This window comes from Bilifractor sp. LCP19S3_H10 (assembly GCF_052119185.1).
Lineage (GTDB): Bacteria > Bacillota > Clostridia > Lachnospirales > Lachnospiraceae > Bilifractor.
Genome location: NZ_JBQKFT010000003.1, coordinates 34010 through 52396 on the forward strand (window position 1 = coordinate 34010; position 18387 = coordinate 52396).

The 18387-nt window shown below is 51.3% G+C and carries 23 protein-coding genes; 2 read left to right on the forward strand and 21 right to left on the reverse strand.

Annotation, left to right across the window (positions count from 1 at the left end; translation table 11 throughout):
• Positions 1 to 16: 16 nt before the first annotated feature.
• The 21 genes from ACTQZS_RS03365 to ACTQZS_RS03465 all read right to left on the reverse strand — a co-directional run bounded on the left by ACTQZS_RS03365 (position 17) and on the right by ACTQZS_RS03465 (position 16478).
• A complete protein-coding gene (locus ACTQZS_RS03365) occupies positions 17 to 1219 on the reverse strand; it encodes a phage major capsid protein (RefSeq protein WP_441474586.1) in 1203 nt (400 codons plus the stop codon).
• A gap of 13 nt (positions 1220 to 1232) precedes the next feature.
• A complete protein-coding gene (locus ACTQZS_RS03370) occupies positions 1233 to 2090 on the reverse strand; it encodes a head maturation protease, ClpP-related (RefSeq protein WP_441474587.1) in 858 nt (285 codons plus the stop codon).
• On the reverse strand, positions 2087 to 3427 hold the full coding sequence (locus tag ACTQZS_RS03375; protein ID WP_441474588.1) for a phage portal protein: 1341 nt from the start codon (positions 3425 to 3427) through the stop codon (positions 2087 to 2089). Before ACTQZS_RS03375 ends, ACTQZS_RS03370 begins: the two co-directional genes overlap by 4 nt.
• A 14-nt stretch (positions 3428 to 3441) precedes the next feature.
• Complete coding sequence (locus ACTQZS_RS03380; RefSeq protein WP_441474745.1) at positions 3442 to 5037, reverse strand: terminase large subunit; 1596 nt, start codon at positions 5035 to 5037, stop codon at positions 3442 to 3444.
• Between the two features lie 20 nt (positions 5038 to 5057).
• Positions 5058 to 5531 carry a phage terminase small subunit P27 family gene (locus ACTQZS_RS03385; RefSeq protein ID WP_441474589.1) on the reverse strand — a complete coding sequence of 158 codons (474 nt, stop codon included), beginning with the start codon at positions 5529 to 5531 and terminating at the stop codon, positions 5058 to 5060.
• Between the two features lie 155 nt (positions 5532 to 5686).
• Positions 5687 to 5914 carry a DUF7678 domain-containing protein gene (locus ACTQZS_RS03390; RefSeq protein ID WP_441474590.1) on the reverse strand — a complete coding sequence of 76 codons (228 nt, stop codon included), beginning with the start codon at positions 5912 to 5914 and terminating at the stop codon, positions 5687 to 5689.
• Between the two features lie 179 nt (positions 5915 to 6093).
• Positions 6094 to 6324, reverse strand: coding sequence for a hypothetical protein (locus ACTQZS_RS03395; RefSeq protein WP_441100587.1), 231 nt, complete (start codon positions 6322 to 6324; stop codon positions 6094 to 6096).
• Between the two features lie 64 nt (positions 6325 to 6388).
• Positions 6389 to 6823, reverse strand: coding sequence for a DUF7698 family protein (locus tag ACTQZS_RS03400; protein ID WP_441474591.1), 435 nt, complete (start codon positions 6821 to 6823; stop codon positions 6389 to 6391).
• A gap of 129 nt (positions 6824 to 6952) precedes the next feature.
• Positions 6953 to 7132, reverse strand: a complete 180-nt coding sequence (locus tag ACTQZS_RS03405) for a DUF5049 domain-containing protein (protein WP_441474592.1) — start codon at positions 7130 to 7132, stop codon at positions 6953 to 6955.
• 1 nt (position 7133) lies between these two features.
• Entirely contained in the window at positions 7134 to 7358 is a 225-nt protein-coding gene (locus tag ACTQZS_RS03410) for a DUF4314 domain-containing protein (protein ID WP_441474593.1), read from the reverse strand.
• Positions 7342 to 8208, reverse strand: a complete 867-nt coding sequence (locus ACTQZS_RS03415; RefSeq protein WP_441474594.1) for a hypothetical protein — start codon at positions 8206 to 8208, stop codon at positions 7342 to 7344. The genes ACTQZS_RS03410 and ACTQZS_RS03415 overlap by 17 nt, the downstream gene beginning before the upstream one ends.
• A 159-nt stretch (positions 8209 to 8367) precedes the next feature.
• Entirely contained in the window at positions 8368 to 9624 is a 1257-nt protein-coding gene (locus ACTQZS_RS03420) for a site-specific DNA-methyltransferase (protein ID WP_441474595.1), read from the reverse strand.
• Between the two features lie 467 nt (positions 9625 to 10091).
• Positions 10092 to 10451, reverse strand: coding sequence for an HNH endonuclease (locus ACTQZS_RS03425; RefSeq protein ID WP_441474596.1), 360 nt, complete (start codon positions 10449 to 10451; stop codon positions 10092 to 10094).
• A 139-nt stretch (positions 10452 to 10590) separates the two neighbouring features.
• Positions 10591 to 11016 (reverse strand): sigma factor-like helix-turn-helix DNA-binding protein, encoded by a 426-nt coding sequence (locus tag ACTQZS_RS03430; protein WP_441474597.1) that lies wholly within the window; start codon positions 11014 to 11016, stop codon positions 10591 to 10593.
• Positions 11013 to 11249 (reverse strand): hypothetical protein, encoded by a 237-nt coding sequence (locus tag ACTQZS_RS03435; RefSeq protein WP_441474598.1) that lies wholly within the window; start codon positions 11247 to 11249, stop codon positions 11013 to 11015. Before ACTQZS_RS03435 ends, ACTQZS_RS03430 begins: the two co-directional genes overlap by 4 nt.
• Before the next feature lie 85 nt (positions 11250 to 11334).
• Positions 11335 to 12720, reverse strand: a complete 1386-nt coding sequence (locus ACTQZS_RS03440; RefSeq protein ID WP_441474599.1) for an SNF2-related protein — start codon at positions 12718 to 12720, stop codon at positions 11335 to 11337.
• A 14-nt stretch (positions 12721 to 12734) separates the two neighbouring features.
• Complete coding sequence (locus ACTQZS_RS03445) at positions 12735 to 13022, reverse strand: VRR-NUC domain-containing protein (RefSeq protein WP_441474600.1); 288 nt, start codon at positions 13020 to 13022, stop codon at positions 12735 to 12737.
• Positions 12980 to 13240, reverse strand: coding sequence for a sterile alpha motif-like domain-containing protein (locus tag ACTQZS_RS03450; RefSeq protein WP_441474601.1), 261 nt, complete (start codon positions 13238 to 13240; stop codon positions 12980 to 12982). Before ACTQZS_RS03450 ends, ACTQZS_RS03445 begins: the two co-directional genes overlap by 43 nt.
• Positions 13241 to 13496: 256 nt before the next feature.
• Positions 13497 to 15755 carry a phage/plasmid primase, P4 family gene (locus ACTQZS_RS03455; protein WP_441474602.1) on the reverse strand — a complete coding sequence of 753 codons (2259 nt, stop codon included), beginning with the start codon at positions 15753 to 15755 and terminating at the stop codon, positions 13497 to 13499.
• Positions 15748 to 16092: a hypothetical protein gene (locus ACTQZS_RS03460; RefSeq protein WP_441474603.1), complete on the reverse strand. Its 345-nt coding sequence runs from the start codon at positions 16090 to 16092 to the stop codon at positions 15748 to 15750. The genes ACTQZS_RS03455 and ACTQZS_RS03460 overlap by 8 nt, the downstream gene beginning before the upstream one ends.
• The gene (locus ACTQZS_RS03465) at positions 16080 to 16478 is read right to left on the reverse strand and encodes a DUF7768 domain-containing protein (protein WP_441099583.1); all 399 of its coding nucleotides are present in this window, start codon (positions 16476 to 16478) and stop codon (positions 16080 to 16082) included. The genes ACTQZS_RS03460 and ACTQZS_RS03465 overlap by 13 nt, the downstream gene beginning before the upstream one ends.
• Before the next feature lie 391 nt (positions 16479 to 16869).
• Between ACTQZS_RS03465 and ACTQZS_RS03470 the strand changes: the two genes are divergently transcribed.
• Both ACTQZS_RS03470 and ACTQZS_RS03475 read left to right on the forward strand, forming a co-directional pair.
• Complete coding sequence (locus tag ACTQZS_RS03470; protein WP_441474604.1) at positions 16870 to 17268, forward strand: hypothetical protein; 399 nt, start codon at positions 16870 to 16872, stop codon at positions 17266 to 17268.
• Complete coding sequence (locus ACTQZS_RS03475) at positions 17261 to 18385, forward strand: DUF2800 domain-containing protein (protein ID WP_441474605.1); 1125 nt, start codon at positions 17261 to 17263, stop codon at positions 18383 to 18385. Before ACTQZS_RS03470 ends, ACTQZS_RS03475 begins: the two co-directional genes overlap by 8 nt.
• The last annotated feature ends 2 nt before the right edge of the window (positions 18386 to 18387 follow it).

Sequence of the window (18387 nt, forward strand, 5' to 3'; positions counted from 1 at the left end):
TTACAACCTCCTTTTATCAAGGCTTCGCATCCGTACCGCCAGCCTTCATGATCTGCACGGCCTCCGGAAGAACCAGAAGGCCATCGACACGCTCCTTGGCAACATACCCGATCATGCCGTTTCCCGCAAAGAGCTCACGAAGCTCCTGCATGGAACGACTGCCGCGATCGCCGATGTTGTAGTAGCTGTAGTCACCAAAGGCCATCACAGGCTTTCCTGCCGCAAGCTCCGGTGCAAAGGCGCTGGTGTGAACCGCATAGCCAAGAAGTCTGTCCGGCTCCCCTGCCTGATAGGACGGCTGCCAGATGTAGGCGCCGTTGTTGTCCTTAAGCTTCCGGAGAGTTGCAAGGGTCTGGTCGTTCATGATGAACGATGCCTTCTTCCGGTACGGACGCTTCAGGGCGTAGACCAGATCCAGCACATCATCGGTGCCAAGCTTGGTGCCGGTGAGGGTCTTTGCGACCGTGCCGCCATTGGTCTCATCAAAGAGACCGGTGGGCTTCCCCTTCCCATCGCCGTTCAGGAAAGCATCCTCCTCGGCATTGGCAATGGCGATTCCAAACTGAGTGGTGATGTAGCTTGCAAGGTCAAACATGGAGTCATACAGAAGCTCCTCGGTAACCTTCACCGCCACATGGAGCTTATGGGCGTCCATAATCTTCTGTCCAAACTTCGCGTCTGTGAACTGAAGCGCGCCACCCTCTTCGATCCATGCCGCGGTCGGCTTGGCTCCCGCGATGTTGATCTTGTGCTCGCCGGAAGTCGTGATGTGGGTTGCAAGGCCCCGCATGATGTTCTCTTCATTCAGGACATCGATGAGGCGGTTGTCCCACTCCTCCGGAACGAGGTATCCGCCATCGGCATCCACACCCTCCTGCAGGATGTCGGAAACCTGATGGAAGTTCGTGCGCATGGCGGTCAGCATATCTTTTGCATACTGATCGGAAGCGCGTCCCTGCTTCTTCGGCTTCTCACTGCCTGCGGAAGGCATGTTGGAAAGAGGAGAAGAAGTCGGCTGACTCAGCTGTGCCTCAATAGCAGCCTGACGATTCAGACGGTCGATCTCCTTGGTGAGATCTGTGATCTCCTTTTCCATGCGGTCATAGGTTTCTCCATCGGCGGCAGAAAGGACGCCGTTCTCTCCTCTGTGTGCTTCGAGGAAGGCCTTTGCTGCCTCCCACGCTCTTGCTCTCTTTGCAATCAAATCCTGTACGTTCATTGTGTTCTCCTCCTCACATCACTTTGTGCAGCAGATTCAGGCGATCCATCAGAGCATCCACGCTCCGGCCCTTGTCTGCAGTATCCTTAGCGATCGGTGCTTCCGATGCCTTGTTTCTAACTTTGTAGTGTTCCTTCACCTTGTTGGTAAATGCAGCCGCCATTTGACGACTGGAATAAAGAAAGCCCGCAGCAAGCAGATCCTCGTTCTTCTCAGGATCATTTGGTGCTTGCCCGGGCTTGTCTTCAGATTCCTCCGGATTTTCCTTGGCCGAATTGTCCTCTTCCTGCTCACTGTGATAGAGATCCGGTCGCTCCATCACACGGTCTGCAAAGCCAAGCTCCACGGCCTTGCTCGCATCCATCCAGGTCTCATCGTCCATAAGCTTACTGAGCTTGTTCTTGGAGAGCCCGGTCTTCTTGACGTAGGCATTCAGGATCGAATCCTTGACGGAATCGAGCATCGAGATGGCCTGCGCAAGATCATCCTTATCCCCCATTGCCATCGTGGATGGGTTGTGGATCATCAGCATCGACACCGGAGAGACAAGAACCTCGTCTCCTGCCATCGCAATGACCGATGCTGCCGATGCTGCAAGGCCGTCGATCTTCACAGTGACCTTCCCGGAATAAGATAAGAGCATGTTGTAGATCTGTGCCGCCGCCCAGACATCGCCACCTGGAGAGTTGATCCAGACCGTGATCGGTCCTTTCCCGGAATCAAGGTCAGACTTAAAAAGAGCTGGCGTGACGTCATCGTCAAACCAACTCTCCGAAGCAATGGTTCCGTTTAAAAACAGCGTGCGTGCTGAAAGGTCAGGATCTTCTCCATCCGGTGCCTTGTTCCGCACCCACTTCCAAAACTTGTTCATGTGTTCCTCCTTCCCCTTCTGTGGGGCTTTTTGTTTTCGGTATCTTCCTTAGGTTCTTCATCGGGCTCATCCTGCTCCGGAGGATCACTACCTCCAGAACCGCTCTGGTAGGCTGCGCCAGCACTCCGAAGAGGCGTCATGGTTCCGTTTACAAGAAACAGGTTCCCGCCCTCTTCGTCGGGCACGAGGTCCATGTTCTCTAAGCGCCGGACATCGTTCACACACAAAAATCCGTTACTGATGCCAGTCGCGTATCCCTGCATGCGGCTCTCATAGTTGCCGCGAAGAAGACCGTCCACGTTGAAACGCGCATAATAGATCTTCTTCTCCTCCGGGGTAAGGAGCGACCGAGAGATCGCAGACTCGATTCTGGCAAGCCACGGCTGCAGACTGTAGGTCACAAATTCCAGCGACTGTTCTTCAATGTTAGAAAAAGTCGCGTGCTCAAGATCTCCAATCATATGCGGCGGCACCCGGAAGATCCTTGCGATCTCATCGATCTGGAACTTTCGAGTATCCAGAAACTGCGCCTCCTGCGGATTGATGGAGATCGGCGAATACTTCATGCCCTCTTCCAACACCGCAACCTTCCCGGCGTTCTGGCTCCCGCCAAAGGCAGCCTGCCAGCTATCTCTCACTTTCTCCGGATCCTTCAGGATACCGGGATGCTCGAGAACACCGGATGGCGCGGCTCCATTCTCAAAGAACTTAGAGCCATATTCCTCACAGGCCATCGAAAGACCGATGCTGTTCTTTGCCATCGCAATCGGGCTGTATCCCACAAGGCCGTCAAATCCAAGCCCCGGAATCTGCATCACCTCGTGAGGAGAGAGCTTGACGATCGTTTCTTTCATGGTTGGCGCATCGGATCCCTTGGACCAGAGATACTGATAATAGATGTGTCCGTTCTCATCCCGGTCCACCGTCATGCGGTTTGGCATCAGAGGATACAGCGCGGTGATCTCGCCCTTTCCATTCCGGATAATCTGCACATAGGCATTCCCCCACAGGAGAAGGTGTGTGAGAAGCGTCTCCCAAAAGGTGTAGGCCGTCATCTCCTCATTCGGCTCACTGTGAAGAAGAAAGTACAAGGGATGATCGACAGCCTTTACCTTGCTGCCGTCCTCCTCTTTGTAGAGGTGTAAGGGCAGGCTTGCCACGGCCTCCGCCAGAACCCGGACACAGGCATACACGGCAGTCACCTGCATGGAGCTTCGCTCTGTCACGGTTTTGCCGGATGAGGTGTGCCCGTAGTAGGCCCGGTAGGCACTGCCGGATGTTGCATCCTTCGGATCCGCTCTTGCCTTCCTTCTGTGAAATAAATCCTTAAATCCCATCGATCCTTCCTCCATCAAAATGTGATCAGCCCTCGGCTGTCGTAAACACTCTCTGCTTGTTCCTGCCGGATACAGCGATCCAGCGCCATAATCGATGCAACGATACCGTCGATCTTTTCGGGTGATTTCGCCTTCGTCGGTTTGATGTTATCGGCAGCGTCCCGATCTACTACCACGTTCAGGGCCATCCACCGAAGGACCGGATTACCACCGTGGATGATCTTTCCTTCCATCATCAGCTTGTAGAACTCCTTGGTCGGGGCGGACATATCTTTGAAGCCCTGTCCAAAGGGCACCATCGTCAAGCCGTCATCCTGAAGATTGATGATGAGCTGAGTCGCATTCCATCGGTCAACCGCGATTTCCTTGATGTTGTAGATCTTGTAGAGATCCAGGATGAACTTCTCGATGAAGTTGTAGTCGATCACATTTCCTTCCGTCGCCTTCATATATCCCTGCTTTACCCAGATATCGTAGGGAACAGAGGCCCTTCGTACCCGGATCGGGATGGTGTCCTCCGGAACCCAGAAGAATGGCAGGCAGATGTACTTCTCCGTTTCATCTCTCGGCGGGAACATCAGAACCAGAGCTGTGATGTCGCCGGTGCTCGAAAGATCGAGTCCACCGTAACATTCCCTTCCCCGGAGACTGTCCAGATCAATCGGCTCATTGCCCTGATCAAAAACCTGCTCCGGAATGAAGGCGGTCGTTGAAGATACCCACATGTTCAGTCGTAGCTGCTTAAACACCGCCTCCTCCGCCGGATTTTCCATTGCCTCGTGGTAATGCTCCCGGACACGTTCAATGTCAATCGTCTGCCCGAGACTTGGATTTGCTTTGTACCAGTTCTTCTCATCGTGCCAATCCTCATCTTCTTCCAATCCGTAGACGACTGGATAAAACGTATGATCCACACGCTGCCCAGAGAGGATGTCTTTTGCCTTCTGGTGCAGCTCGTAGCAGATCGAATTCTTATCGGTTCCGGCGGTAGTAATCAGGAAATATAGCGGCTGCTCTCTCGCATCACCGGAGCCTTGGGTTAGAACGTCATACAGCTTTCGTGTCGGTTGCGCATGAACCTCGTCTAGCACAAGACCAGAAACATTCAGTCCATGTTTTGTTCCCACCTCTGCAGAAAGCACCTGGTAGAATCCGGCGTTACTGTAATTTACAATTCGCTTGCTGGCCGCCATGATCTTGGAGCGCTTTAAAAGCGCTGGTGTCATGTTCACCATCTGGTGGGCGACATCAAAAACGATCGATGCCTGCTGACGATCCGCGGCAGCGCCATAGACTTCTGCGGATGGTTCGTTGTCCGCATACAGCAGGTACAGGGCAACTGCGGCGGCAAGCTCTGACTTTCCATTCTTCTTGCCAATCTCGATATAGGCTGTCCGGAACTGCCGGTTTCCGTCGGGCTTTACGATTCCAAAGAGATCCCGGATAATTTTCTCCTGCCAAGGCAGAAGCCAGAAACGTTTTCCGGCCCACTTGCCTTTGGTGTGACGAAGCATCTCGATGAACTTCACCGCCCGGTCCGCTTTCGCCGCATCATAGTGAGATGTTGGAAGCATAAACTTTGTCGGCTGATAATCGGTCAGCTTTGGCATTTCCTTGGGTCTCTCCTCCATCAAGGATCACCTCCCAAGAGTTCCTCCATCTCATCTTCCGGCGTTGCCTTCCCGGCATCCGCGATCAACCTTGACCTTGATGCCGGAGTCAGACCGAACTCGGTCGCGAACTTTCCCATCTGCTTCATGTAGGTCTGCGCGATGGAGACCTGCGGGACCTGTTGCCAGTAGCCAGAAGGTGTCCGGACAAGAGTGCCGTGCTCGGTGATAAACTCCTCGGCTTCCTTCCATCTCGCATAGGACTGGCAGTATGCAGCAAAGGCAGCCATATCAACCTCCGTAAGAACACCAATGGCTTCCATCTTCTTTGCCAGCCTGTGCCATTCCTTTCTGGCATCCTTATCGAGCCACTTCGGACAGGCAGGTGCTTTCCGCTCTGGCTTTGGCTCATTCTCATTCAGTTTTCTTTTCCCGGGATTTCCTTCCAGCTCCTTGATTGCCGTCGGAGTTGGCTTTCTTCCTCTGGTTGCCATAGGAAACACCTCCTTTCTGTCCATCAAAAAAGGACCGCCGAAGCGATCCTGTCCCATGTGGTGTATGTGTAATGCGGTATATGCGAACGAGAGAAAGAGCCGTGTGGCTCTCCTCCCGGATTTAACTTATTTGCTTTCTGTTCAGCGCCTTCTTGTCAGTTTAGATCGTACAGGATGATAAGAAGCGCAAGCTGCGCGTTTTCTGTCTCCGGCTCGATGTCCCAGCCTCTGTCGTATCTTGCAACCGGGAAGTCTCCGAGGCGAATCTCAAGCTTGCTGATCTTGCCGCCTTCGATGCCGTAGTCCTCGCTAGGCTCTCCGTATACCTTTGCGCAGTAGGTGAATATCTGGTTCTCGATCTTAATGCTTCCTTTTTTCCACATGGTCTTTTTCCTCCGTTTCTTTTGTGTGCCCTTTTCCTTTGGCATGTACATATATCACTCTGCGCCGGATATAAAGCAAGGAGAACCAACGCATATATGTGACAAAGATCAGCGGAAGAAATTGTGTGTATTTGTACGAGGAACAGGGCCTTTCATAAGGGCTCCGTTCCCGATTCTTTTTACTTGAATGGCACCTCCGCTCCGGCGATGCCTCTCGGATCCATCTGCATCGATATGGCATCCGGGTAATGGCTTAAGTGCGCTAGTTCTTCCCAGAGCCGGTTCTCTTCCTCGTACAAAGAATCGTAAGCACCGGGAGGCGCCATTCCGCATCCAAGCTCATCATCGACGGCAATAAATGTTTCGATTTCGTCAATCTTCTTCAGGATTTCCTTTTTCTGTCTTGTCATGGCCTTCGTCTCCTTTTCGTGTTCCAGAAGTGGAAGGCCCCTCTTCAGGGCCCTCCCAATTCCCTTAATTCAGGATCATCTTGAAGGCGTGGCCCTTTTCGTAGCCTTTGCCGAAAAAGTCCTTCCGGAGGTTGACCTCAACCATCTCGCCGATCGTGCAGCCTGCCTCTTTAAAAAGCCATAAGGTTTCGATTGCATCCGTTGCCCTGCAGGAGTAGGTGAAGGCCTTGATGCCGTTCTCCTTCATGCAGGCGGTGAGGGCTTCCACATCCCTGTCCCAGATGATGTCGTCGAAGTCGAGGATCTTGTTCTCGTTGTCCCTTGATTTCTCGTAGGCTCTCCAGATCTTCCATGCAATGTCGCCTAGCTCGTCGATCCTGTCCTCGGCTGCCTTCGCCGTATCCCTTGCGGCGTCCCTCTCCTCTGCTGTGGTGGCTGCCTTGTAGGCTTTCTTTGCTTCTGCGATGGTGTTGTAGGTTTCTTCAAAAATGTTCGTCATGGCTTTGTCCTCCTTGCTTTGTGCTTGTTTGCCTTTTCCTTTGGCATGTACATATATCACTCTGCAGGCGATATATAGCAAGGAAATGAGCCTCATAACCTGCACAAAAATGTACCGAAAATCCTGTGCTTATCTGACATCTCCATGGAGAATAAAGCGGACGTATTCGTCCCGGTGCTCCTCAATAAAGAGCACCAGATCGTAGTAATTCCGGTCGAAGGCGAGGCGCTGCACGTAGGGCAGGTCGAACATGTTCGTAAGGCCGCTGTCTCGAATCGCAATAATCTGTTTCTTGATCTTCTCATCCATATCAGTCCACCACCTTCCGCACGATGTCCTCGCCATAGATCACGCTTAGTCCTGAACCGTTATCCCAGTGGACGAGCAAGGATCCCGTGTCATCGACACCATAGACAGTTCCTTTTGTGCCGATTGGCGGTGCCTGGATGTCGTCCATCTCCAAAAGTTCCACCCGAGATCCTGCAGGATAACATTCACGCAGTCTTTTTAGTACCTCATCATTTGGAAATCTCATGTTCTGCTTCCTTTCCTTCTGGATTGCTCGTTTCGGATTCGACGGAAGATCCGGCCTGTGCTTCCTTTTCTACTTCACGTTTAGCTTTCTGCCTCTGGTAAAACTTTCTGGCCGCCTCCTCATTCGGAAAGGCAGCGTATCCGGAAAGGTTCTTCATCAATATTTTTCGTGTCGTCTTGAACTCTGCTCCATTCATCCCAAGGCGTGTCAGCCAAATGCGGAAAGCATATTTTTCACTCTCTTCATCGACATACTTCGGATAAATTCTCTTCTGTTCCAAGGCCTGTTTATTCATGAAGGAAGAAAGTTCTATGTATGCATGGATCGTTTCAGAATCCGCAAGCTCTGGGAACCCGGTAAAGGAAATCTTCTCATCTTCTACCTTAATACCAATCATCTCATCCCGATGATCCGAGAGAATCTCGAGCGCCTTCTCCAGCGTTAGGTCGTCCGCTCCTTTCAGTGCATTCACAAGATCGATGTCTACATAGAAGTGCCCGCCAGTCGCTTTGTTGATCAGGCTTGCTCTCTGATAGATGAGATTAATCAAATTTCGAAGGGTACATCCGTTGTGTCCTTTCAGCGGCAAGGCGATCTCCACTTTCAGTTGCTCCGGTTCGTCTTCCGTATTCGGCAACTGGATCAGGCCTTCTGCATCAAGCGTCTGAAGAGTCGCTTCATCGGCTTTGTCATCCTCTACCGTGAGGGTTCCATCCCGCTCGACCGTCCAGTCACCGATTTCGTATGCCATCCGCGGTGCTGCCGTATAATGCGGTTTCTCCCCGGTCAGCTCCCCTAAACGCGTCACCAGCTCTTTTCGTTCCGATGTACTTTTTTCAAATCTCAGCATTTTCTTGCCTCCTTTTCGATGCTCCGGTTCATTCCGGTAACACATACATCACTCTGACGGGCTGGAATAGCAACTCAATTTGACAGATAAATCTGAACAAAAATCAGGTCTCAACATTGAAGGAAACAGACGAGTCCAGCAGGCAATCTTTGGTCTTCATCAGGATTCGTCCTGTCCGACATCCGCAGCAGCCTCTTCAAATGTGAGCTTCTGACCATCACGCACCACATATACATCTTGCGTTTTTCCATCTTCGTGTTCGATATATCTTTTCACGATAACGTCGACATACTTCGGGTCCAGCTCGATGCCTCTGCAAATCCGATCTGTTTCGCAGCAGGCGATCAGAGTGGATCCGGATCCGAGGAAGGGATCCAGAACGATTCCGTTTGTCATCGAAGAGTTCCGGATCGGATACGCCATCAGCTGCACCGGCTTCATCGTCGGATGATCCTTGGAAGCTTTCGGACGGTCGTACTCCCAGATGGTGGTCTGCTTCCGGTCCGAGTACCACTCATGCCTTCCACCCTTCTTCCAGCCAAATAGGCACGGTTCATGCTGCCACTGGTAGGGAGAGCGTCCCAGAACCAGTGCATTCTTTTTCCAGATGCAGCAGCCGGAAAGGTAGAAGCCTGCATCCACAAATGCCCTGCGGAAGTTCAGCCCCTCCGTATCTGCATGGAATACGTAGATGGAGCCGTCATCGGCGAGGTTATCATGCATGCAAGTATAAGCAGAAAGCAGAAACTTGTAGAAATCCTCGTCGGCCATGTTGTCATTCAGGATCTTGCCTGCTGTTTCTTCAACGTCTACGTTATACGGAGGATCGGTCAGCACCAGATTTGCCTTCTGACCATCCATCAAAGCAACATAGTTCTCTTCATTGGTGGAATCCCCACAGAAGACTTTGTGCTTTCCAAGAAACCACATATCACCGGGCTTACTCATGGTCGGCTTCTTAAGTTCCTCATCCACATCAAAGCTATCTTCTTCCACCTCTTTATCACAGACCTTATTGAAAAGCTGCTCCATCTCCGGAGGCTCAAATCCGGTGAGCGCCGTGTTGAAGTCCGCTGCTTCAAGATCTTTCAGGAGTTCTGCGAGCATGTTGTCATCCCATGCGCCCGTGATCTTGTTGAGCGCAATATTCAGTGCCTTCTCTCTGGTCTTATCGATGTCAACGACTGCGCAGGGGACCTCTGTGTAACCGAGATCCTTTGCTACCGTCAAACGCTGATGTCCTCCGATGATTGTCATATCGGCATTCACAACCAAAGGATCCGCAAAGCCAAATTCCTGAATGGAGTTCTTGATCTTCTCATATTCCTTATCGCCCGGCTTCAGTTTCTTTCTCGGGTTGTAAGCCGCCGGTTTCAGTTCCGTCACCGGTATTGTTTTTAGCGTTGCTGTCTTCACGTTCTCTTCTCCTTTCCCGTTCCATCCTCTTGTTGAATGCCCAGCGGCAGCGGTTGCTGCAGAAGCACCTGGGCCTGCCTCGCCGATTTCCTTCGATCGGCTTCCCACACTCCGGACAGAACCGCTTCGCGCAGGACACGACGAACAAGGAAAGATCCTGCTTGCTTTCGATGTCTTCCATACTGTTCTCCTGTCCGCAAAAATGCCCGAGGCCTTAAAAACAAAGGACTTCCGGGCATGAAAAAAGCAGTGGTGGATCTAGCTCCAACACTGCCTGTAAAAGTTATCAGTTTTTCAAACAAATCCGCATTCTATGCGGCTTTTTCACACGATATGTACGTTTCTGGGGATGTCGCCCAAAGCCTCCGACCCCGGGGTATCAATTTCGCGGAAATCAACGCAAGAGGGGGCGCCGGTCTTCTGTGCCTCTCGTTTTCAGGATTATGACCTCCCCCGCCTCCACGCTTTCAGTACCGATACGTCGGATTGCTGTCCTCTCTTCCGGTCTTTTTATCGTGGCACTTCTTACACAGTGCCTGCCAGTTCGATCTGTCCCAGAAGAGCTTCGGGTCTCCTCGGTGTGGAACGATATGGTCCACAACCGTCGCAGGCGTTGCGATGCCATGTCGAAAACACTCCTCACAAAGAGGGTGGAGCGCTAAGAACTTCTTGCTCTCCCGTCTCCAGCGGCTGTTGTATCCTCGCGCTGCAGCAGTCCGATTCTCTTCCGGGTGCATCCTCTTGTGTTCCTCGCAGTACTTTTGTCCGGCGGGCACGAGATTCGGACAGCCGGGATGCCTGCAGGGAACCTTCGGTTTGTATGGCATGTCCGTCACCTCCGCTCCTGATTTCTCCCACGTAAAAAGCCCCGGAGGTTTTATCCTTCGAGGCTTCATTTTATCTTTCTTCGCTGACTATACCATATCACATATGGCACCCGGACATTTGCGGACATTTTCGGCGCATTTAAATCATCGTAGGATTTTTTGGCACCTTCACATGGGACAATGCTCTGCTGTGCCATCTGCGGATCGTGCGTTCATCGGCAGAAAGCTCATCACCAATCCGCATCCAGGTATAGTTCTTCAAATACCGATAGGTAAGAATCAGCCGCTCATCCATGTTGTCGACCTGATCGATCACAGACTGGATCTCGTCTTTCAGCTGCAGGAGAAGACAAAGCTCTTCATTCACTTTCTTCTCCTTTTCCCAGATTCGATCCAGCGTTTTTACGAATGGTGCATCGTTTGGACGGTTGGGATTGTAATGCTCCTCAAATCCGGGACTGCCAACAGAAGAAGCCAGCATCCTTAAATTCTCCAGTTCTTCCTGATGCAACCGGATCCGCTGCTCCAACCGGTATGCCTGATTGAGATATGCCTTTGGTGTCATGCTGCCACCTTCTCTCTCAGCTTACGGATCAGATAATCTGGATCAACGTCAGTCAGAATTTCATACCAGCCAGAATGGAAGAACTTCTCCAGCTGCATGGCTTCATCCATAGCCGTCCTGTTTCTTGAATTCTTCTTCAGTCTCTTAAGTGCCGACAAATAGTCCTGTGCCGCCTGTGCCACGATGGCATTGGCAAGATTCTGATACGGATCGGAACCAAAATTTTTGTTCATATGCAGTCTCCTTGAAATGCTTCATTTCTGTTCCTCGGATTGGCATATGTTTGTCATTGATTTTCTGTTGTTGACTCTGATTGGCTTATTTCAGACGAGCCTGTACCGCCCGGATCAGGTTCTCCTGTGTGGAGTTCTTATCTTCCAGCGCTTTTAGCACGTCTTCATCAATCGTGTCCTTCGTCACGATGTTATGAATGGTTACAACCTCGGTCTGGCCTTGACGGTTGAGTCTCGCGTCTGTTTGCTGCCGCATCTCCAAAGACCAGCAAAGGGAGAACCAGATCAGGATATGACCGCCATGCTGGAGGTTGAGTCCGTGTCCGGCAGATGCTGGAGAAATCAGAGCGACCGGAATCTTTCCGGCATTCCAATCGGAGACATCCTCCGAGGTTTTCAGATCTCGTACCGTGATCTCCTTCTCCTTCAGGTATTCGATGATCCGACTACGATCATGCTGATACCAATAGGCAATCAAAACGTTCTGCCCGACTGCTTCTTCGATCAGATCCGACAGCATCTCGAGCTTTCGGTCATGGATCCGGATCACCTCATGATTCTCGTTGTAGACAGCTCCGTTTGCCATCTCCAGAAGTCTTCCGGAAAGAACCGCCGCATTGGCAGCGTCCACTTCATTCCCATCAATTGTAAGAACCAGCTCTTTCTTCAATTCATCGTAGAGTTTCTTTTCTTCCGGGCTCATCTCAACCGTATGGTTGACTGTCAGGCATTTTGGCAGATCCGGCAGAAAGTCTTTTGCTTTCATGGAAACAGAGATATCTCCGATCTTCTTGTAAATGGCTTCCTCTGCGCCGGGCAGCGGCACATAGTTATAAACCACTCCGGTGTAAGGATTCATACCGCCGGGCCGGAAGAACGATTCCCGGTATCTTCCGATGAACCTTCCGAGGCGCTTGCCCTGATCAATAATGGCAACCTCTCCCCAAAGGTCCAGAAGGCCATTACTTGCAGGCGTTCCGGTTAAGCCCCAGATCCGCTTGATGTGGGGACGTGCTTTCCGGAGTGCCTTATAGCGCTGGCTCTTATAATTCTTGAAAGAGCTAAGTTCATCCACCACGACACAGTCAAAGGGCCATGGGATCTTGTGCTGTTCCAACCAGTCAGATAGCCATTTCACATTTTCCCGGTTGACCACATAAACGTCAGCATCTGCTCGAAGTGCCCTTACTCGCTCTTTGCAGCTGCCAATAATGACCGACATCTGTATATCCTTTGTGTGAGTCCAGAGGTCTTTTTCTTCCGGCCAGACATCCCGGGCAACGCGAAGAGGTGCAATCACCAGCGTTTTATGAACATCGAAGGAATCAAACATCAAATCCCAAATGGCAGTAAGACTGATGATCGTTTTTCCGAGGCCCATCTGAAGGATCAGCATCGCCTCCGGATGGTTCTCAACAAACTCCACACAGTAATCTTGATAGTCATGTAAGTCGGATCTTTTTAATTCCATCGTTGCCTCTTCCATCATCTGTCTCCTTCCTGTATCGCAGTCATGATGTCCGGTATCTCCTTTGGATCATCTAGAACGAAAACCTGAAAGCCAAGATTCCGAAGGCGTATGTGTCTTCGGATCTGCAGCTTTCTCGGTTTCTTTCCGGGTGCCTTCACCTCAACAAAAGCGATGCGTCCTCCGGGCATCAGAACGATCCGATCTGGCATCCCATTGAGTCCCGGTGAGATAAACTTCGGACACCATCCGCCTGCTTCTCTTACGGCTGTGACAAGACTTTGCTCGATTTGCTTTTCAGCCATTTGGCATACTCCTTCCACGCCTCTTCAAAGGCATCAATGCATCCGCTGCAGGCACCGCAGTCGTAAAGATAATTCAGAATCGAATCATGCCAACCGCTAAGTTTGACTGTGCTGTTTCTTGGAAACCGATCCCTGTCTTCCCTCATGTCCTTGGCGAGATCACCCATTGGTGAATCCTCTTTGATGTGCTTCCGAACCATGTATGTGTAAAATGTCATACTGTTTCTCCTTCCATTTCTTCTCCTGCTTATCCATCACGAATGATGTCTGGCAAAAAAAATCAGAGGGTGTAGATTGTGAAGATACCCTATATACCCTTTTCTAATATCAATTATTTTTTTTGCTATTACGTCATAGTGGGTTAGGTATCTGCACCATCTACACCCTTTGCCAGAAGCCCAGTGTTTATCAGCATTTCCAGACCCTCTGGTCAATTTGCCAATCTACACCGCACTGCACCGACCTACACCTTTTTCAGTCCATGAAGTCCGTTTTCAGACGAATTCCACGAATCAGCACGCCCTTCTTGGTACGCTTACTCGTGATGCCACGGTTCTTCAGCTCTGCATAAAACTCAGCTTTGTTCCGGATGAACTCTCCGACGCGGTCACAGTACGTCCGATACGTGTCATACAATTCTCCGGATTTTTCTGTGAAGGCATCACCAAGTTCACAGCATTCATCCATGAAATGAGACATCCAGTCGTTCTCTGCCTTGTAGTCATCAATAGCCTTCTGAACAACACCTGGTCGCTTCAGGTGGAAACCGGCAGCGATCACCTTCTCGGCACCTTCAATTACCCAGGAAAGAATCGCGGGCCCGGCGTTTTTAACAAGCACATCGGCATAATTCTTTACATCACTCTTGCCCGTAAACTTGGCATGGAAAGGCAGCACAATGAGTCTCCGCCAGGTTCCATCATCGGTTGCCCCGACTCTTGGCAGGTGATTGGTATAAAGAACCACTGTATGAGAGGGAATAAACTCTCCCGGGTCCTTGAACTTCTTCTCGCCCTGAATCGGATCGGTCGATGTGATCTGCTTCAGAATAGAAGTAGAAAGTCTCTGTCCTTCTTCCAGCTCTGCCGCAATTGCCAGCCGCTTGCCTTTCAGTTCTGTAATCTCCCACTTCGTGTTCCGACGTACGCCAACGGTCAGAGTGTCCGCAGAGATGGACCCGGCATAACTTCCAAGGACATGCGCGATGCTGTTGAAGAACGTACTTTTTCCATTCTTTCCACCACCAACGGCAATGTAGAGTGCTTCGATATATACGTGTCCAATTGCAGCAAGCCCCATGACCATCTGCACATAGTCGATCAGTTCCTGATCACCGAGAAAGGTCTTCTGCAGGGTATCCTCCCAGAGATCTTTTCCTTTCTCTCCCGGATCGCAAAGCGTCACCTTTGTCAGGTAATCGCCAGCTTTGTGTTCACGACGTCCGGCAAGGCCATGACGCAGATCATAGGTGGCTCCCGGTGTGTTCAGAAGATAGGGATCATGATCCAAGTCCTCATATTTCACATGCACCATGGGCTGAGCCGCCTGCATGGCAGAGTTGACGTACCGCATGTTTCTCCGCTGCATCACAAAAGTGTGGTAGTTCTGTGCACGTATATGGGCATTCAAAAGTTCCAGCAGATTTCCACTCAGGTCCTTAGCCGCCTTCTTGGTATTACCGATCAAATCTCCCGAAACACCAGCATTCAAAAGAGCCTGCTTTGTCTGGAACATTAAAAGCTCTGCATCGGCAAGCTGAAGGTCCAGGAATTCTTCCGTGGCTCCAACCGCCGCAGAAACCGATGTTTCCCAGACCGTTCCGTCGTAGCAGAGAAATCCTGTCTGCTCGCAGAACCGGAGAACATCACCGTACTCATTGGAGAGCACCTTCGCCTGCCCGATGTCTGAGTAGTCCTCCGGCTTAAGACTTCCTGCAGGTCCTTTGGGTAACGCAGAGTTGTACTTCTCCGGAGGGATATATCCCGGCTGACTTGCCACCTTCTTCTCCCACTTCTTTGCAGAATTCCAGATCTTGCCAAGCTCCTCATCCGAAAGCGGAGGATTGCACTTGGCTGCCTCTTCCAAAAAGATCGCGTGCGCTGCGTCACTGTGCCCGTACCGCTTTACCACCTTCCCGGCAAACCGGCTCATGGTCGCATTTCGCTTGCCAGCAGGAATCTCGTCAGCGGCTCTTGCCATAGAGTCCTCTGCTTCCATAAATTCCTCGATTGTCTTACCACCTTCATGCCAGATGACCTTGGGAGAATTGGATCCAAAAACAAATCTCCCAGCATCGAGCGCATTGTCGTCAAAGAACGGGTAGCGTTCCTGCACCGCATGTTTTAGAGCGGTATAGACCTGTGGGTCTTTGTACTCCCGGGTCCGCATATAAATGTGAAACCTGGGCCGCGCACTCTTTCCATCCTTCGGCAGGTTATTGTGACGGCTCTCGGTGATACCAAAATCCACATCTGAGAGTTCCTCTGCCAAAGCCCCCGGTGTGATCCAATCCTTCGAATCATCAGAGTGGTCATTATCACAGTCCATCACGATGCAGTCCGCTAAGAGGAAGTTGTCATTGCTGCGATAGCTGTTCTTGTACTTGGCGCAGACATGGTCCTTGGAGACCGCCGCCCGGAGGGATTCCTCCGAGCTTACAGCCACTTCATTGGGATACCTGCAATTTTTCGCATTGCCCGTGCAGGCTGCGGTGTAAAGATGCATCTTAGTCATTGATCTCAAGGGCCTCCTCTTCCAGAACCTTGGTGGCAAACTTCAGGGCCTTAATGAGGCAGCGCAGATCATCATCACCAATGGCTGTGATCGAGACGCCGCAGCCATCTCCATCCTCGTCTTTGTGGAGACGGAAGAGTCCGTAGCCTACCGGATTGCAGAGTTCAATGATGGTTCTCGTATCGTCGTCCTCGCCAACTATCGTTCCACTGGTTCCGGCAGACACCGTATAGAGCGAGTCACCGTCCATCACCTCTCTGCTGTAGAGCGGAATCAGATGCGTGCGATCCGTCTTCTTGCTGGTTGCTGTCAGAATATCTTCCTTTACTTCGTACATATCAATTTCTCCTCTGCGATATAACGCGTCTTCATGCCCTTTGACCGGGCGTAGCTGATTTCTTTTTCCATCCCTTCTGTGATTCTGTCTCCAAAGACCCAGAGCTCTGCGCACTTGGAGAGGATCGCAATGTCCATGAACAGCGCAAGATCTCTCTCGTCCTCCGTCATATACTGCGGAAGCAAAAGATGCGGAGCAATGGGAATCATCCCTTGGTCCACAGCGTAGCGGCTGTATCTCCTTGCCCTCTCTGTGTTGCCCTCGATGTCCCCGGAATATGGTGAGCAGACATAGACCATCGGTCTGTATCTGCTTTTTGATGCCCTGCGGATTGCTTCCCCGGCTGTCGGGTCTTTATAGCCTTCCGCATTTCTCATCTCATTCATACGTCACCACCTCACCTTCATTCAAAATCAGGCTTTCTGCCCTCTACCCCTCTACGGACACGACGAGGCTTTTTTTGTGTGACTCAACAGAAAAAATTAAAAAAATCCGGATTGCTTCCTTATTCATGTGTGGAAAGCAACCCGGAACTTTTTTTCTTTTCTGAACACAAAATCGCCTTCCTTGTGTCCGTTACAGATTGCAAGGGCAAGCGTGGTTAGAACTTCAAAAAAAATTTTCTGAACGGAACACAAAAAGCCCTGGCTCGTGTCCGTATCGGACTGAAGGAAATAGCCAAAAGCTGACAAGGAGGGTGGGCATGCACAGAGCAAGAGCGAGGCCCGGGCTCACCGGGTAAGAATTGAACCAAATGACAAGAAAGGAACAAAGCATATGGCAAAGAAGAAAGACATGGCTCTTCTGATTGAAGGGCTCCGCAGAATCGGCAGCGACTTCACTGCTCTCGCGGATGAACTGGAAGATAAACCTTCTGTTAATGATGAAGTGAAACCTGCTATTTCAGCAGAAACGACCAAAGAATCCATTTCTGAGGAAGCTCCGAAGCAGGAACCGGTTCAGGATGTTCCTACTACGAAAGAAGCTCCTGCAGAACCGGCTGCACCAGTATATGAGATGTCGGACGTCCGTAAGATCCTCGCTGACAAGTCCCGCAAGGGATACACCGACAAGGTAAAAGCAATCCTCGAGGCACATGGAGTTAAAAAGCTCAGTGCCCTTCCGGAGAGCGAGTATGCCGCTGTCGTAAAGGAAGCGGAGGCACTGGATGGCTAAGCACGCATACCTCTCTGCTTCCTCAAGTGCACGCTGGATTGCCTGCACTCCTTCCGCTGAGCTTTGTGCAAGGATGCCGAATGAGTCCAGTCCCTATGCAGAGCAGGGAACCGATGCACACAGTCTCTGTGAGCACCTCTTATTAAAAGCACTCGGCAGAAAGACGCGGGATCCCACAGAAGATCTCACCTTCTACGATGCCGAGATGCAGTCCGCAGCAGAAGGCTACCGGGACTTCATCATGGAACAGGTCGAAGAAGCCAAAAAGCTCTGCCCGGATCCCTTTGTGGCGGTCGAGCAGCGGCTCAACTTCTCCCGCTGGGTGCCGGAGGGCTTCGGTACCGGTGACTGTGTCATCGTCGCAGATGGACTGATTCATATCTGTGATTTCAAGTATGGCGTCGGCGTGGTTGTGAGCGCAGAGAAAAACACACAGCTCATGTGCTATGCGCTTGGTGCCTACGATGCCTTCGGTGATCTGTATGACATCCAGACCGTGAAACTCTCCATCTATCAGCCAAGACGCGAGCACGTTGAAACCTATGAGATGTCTCTCTCGGATCTCTTGACCTGGGCCGACACCGTGCTGGTTCCGGCAGCCAAACTTGCCTACACCGGCGAAGGAGACTTCCACGCAGGGCCGCATTGTCAGTTCTGCAAGGTAAAGGCAACCTGCCGGGAGCGTGCTTCCTACAACATGGAGCTTGCAAAGTTCGAGTTCAGCGATCCGGATCTTCTCTCAGATGAAGAGATCGCCGAGATCCTGGCAAAAGCTGACCATCTCGTCTCATGGGCAGGCGACGTGAAGGACTACGCACTGGAGCAGGCGCTGGCAGGAAAACACTACGACGGATACAAGGTCGTGGAGGGTCGAAGCACGAGAAAGTACAGCGATGAAGGCAAGGTTGCCGAAGTCGTGGAGGCTGCTGGCTTCGATCCTTATGAAAAGAAGCTCAAAGGCATCACAGCGATGACCTCTGAGCTTGGGAAGAAAAAGTTCAACGAACTTCTGAGCAGTCTGATCTACAAGCCGCCCGGAAAACCGGTATTGGTCTGTGACAGTGATAAGCGTCCCGAATACCATACTGCGATTAATGATTTCAAAGACAACGAATAAAT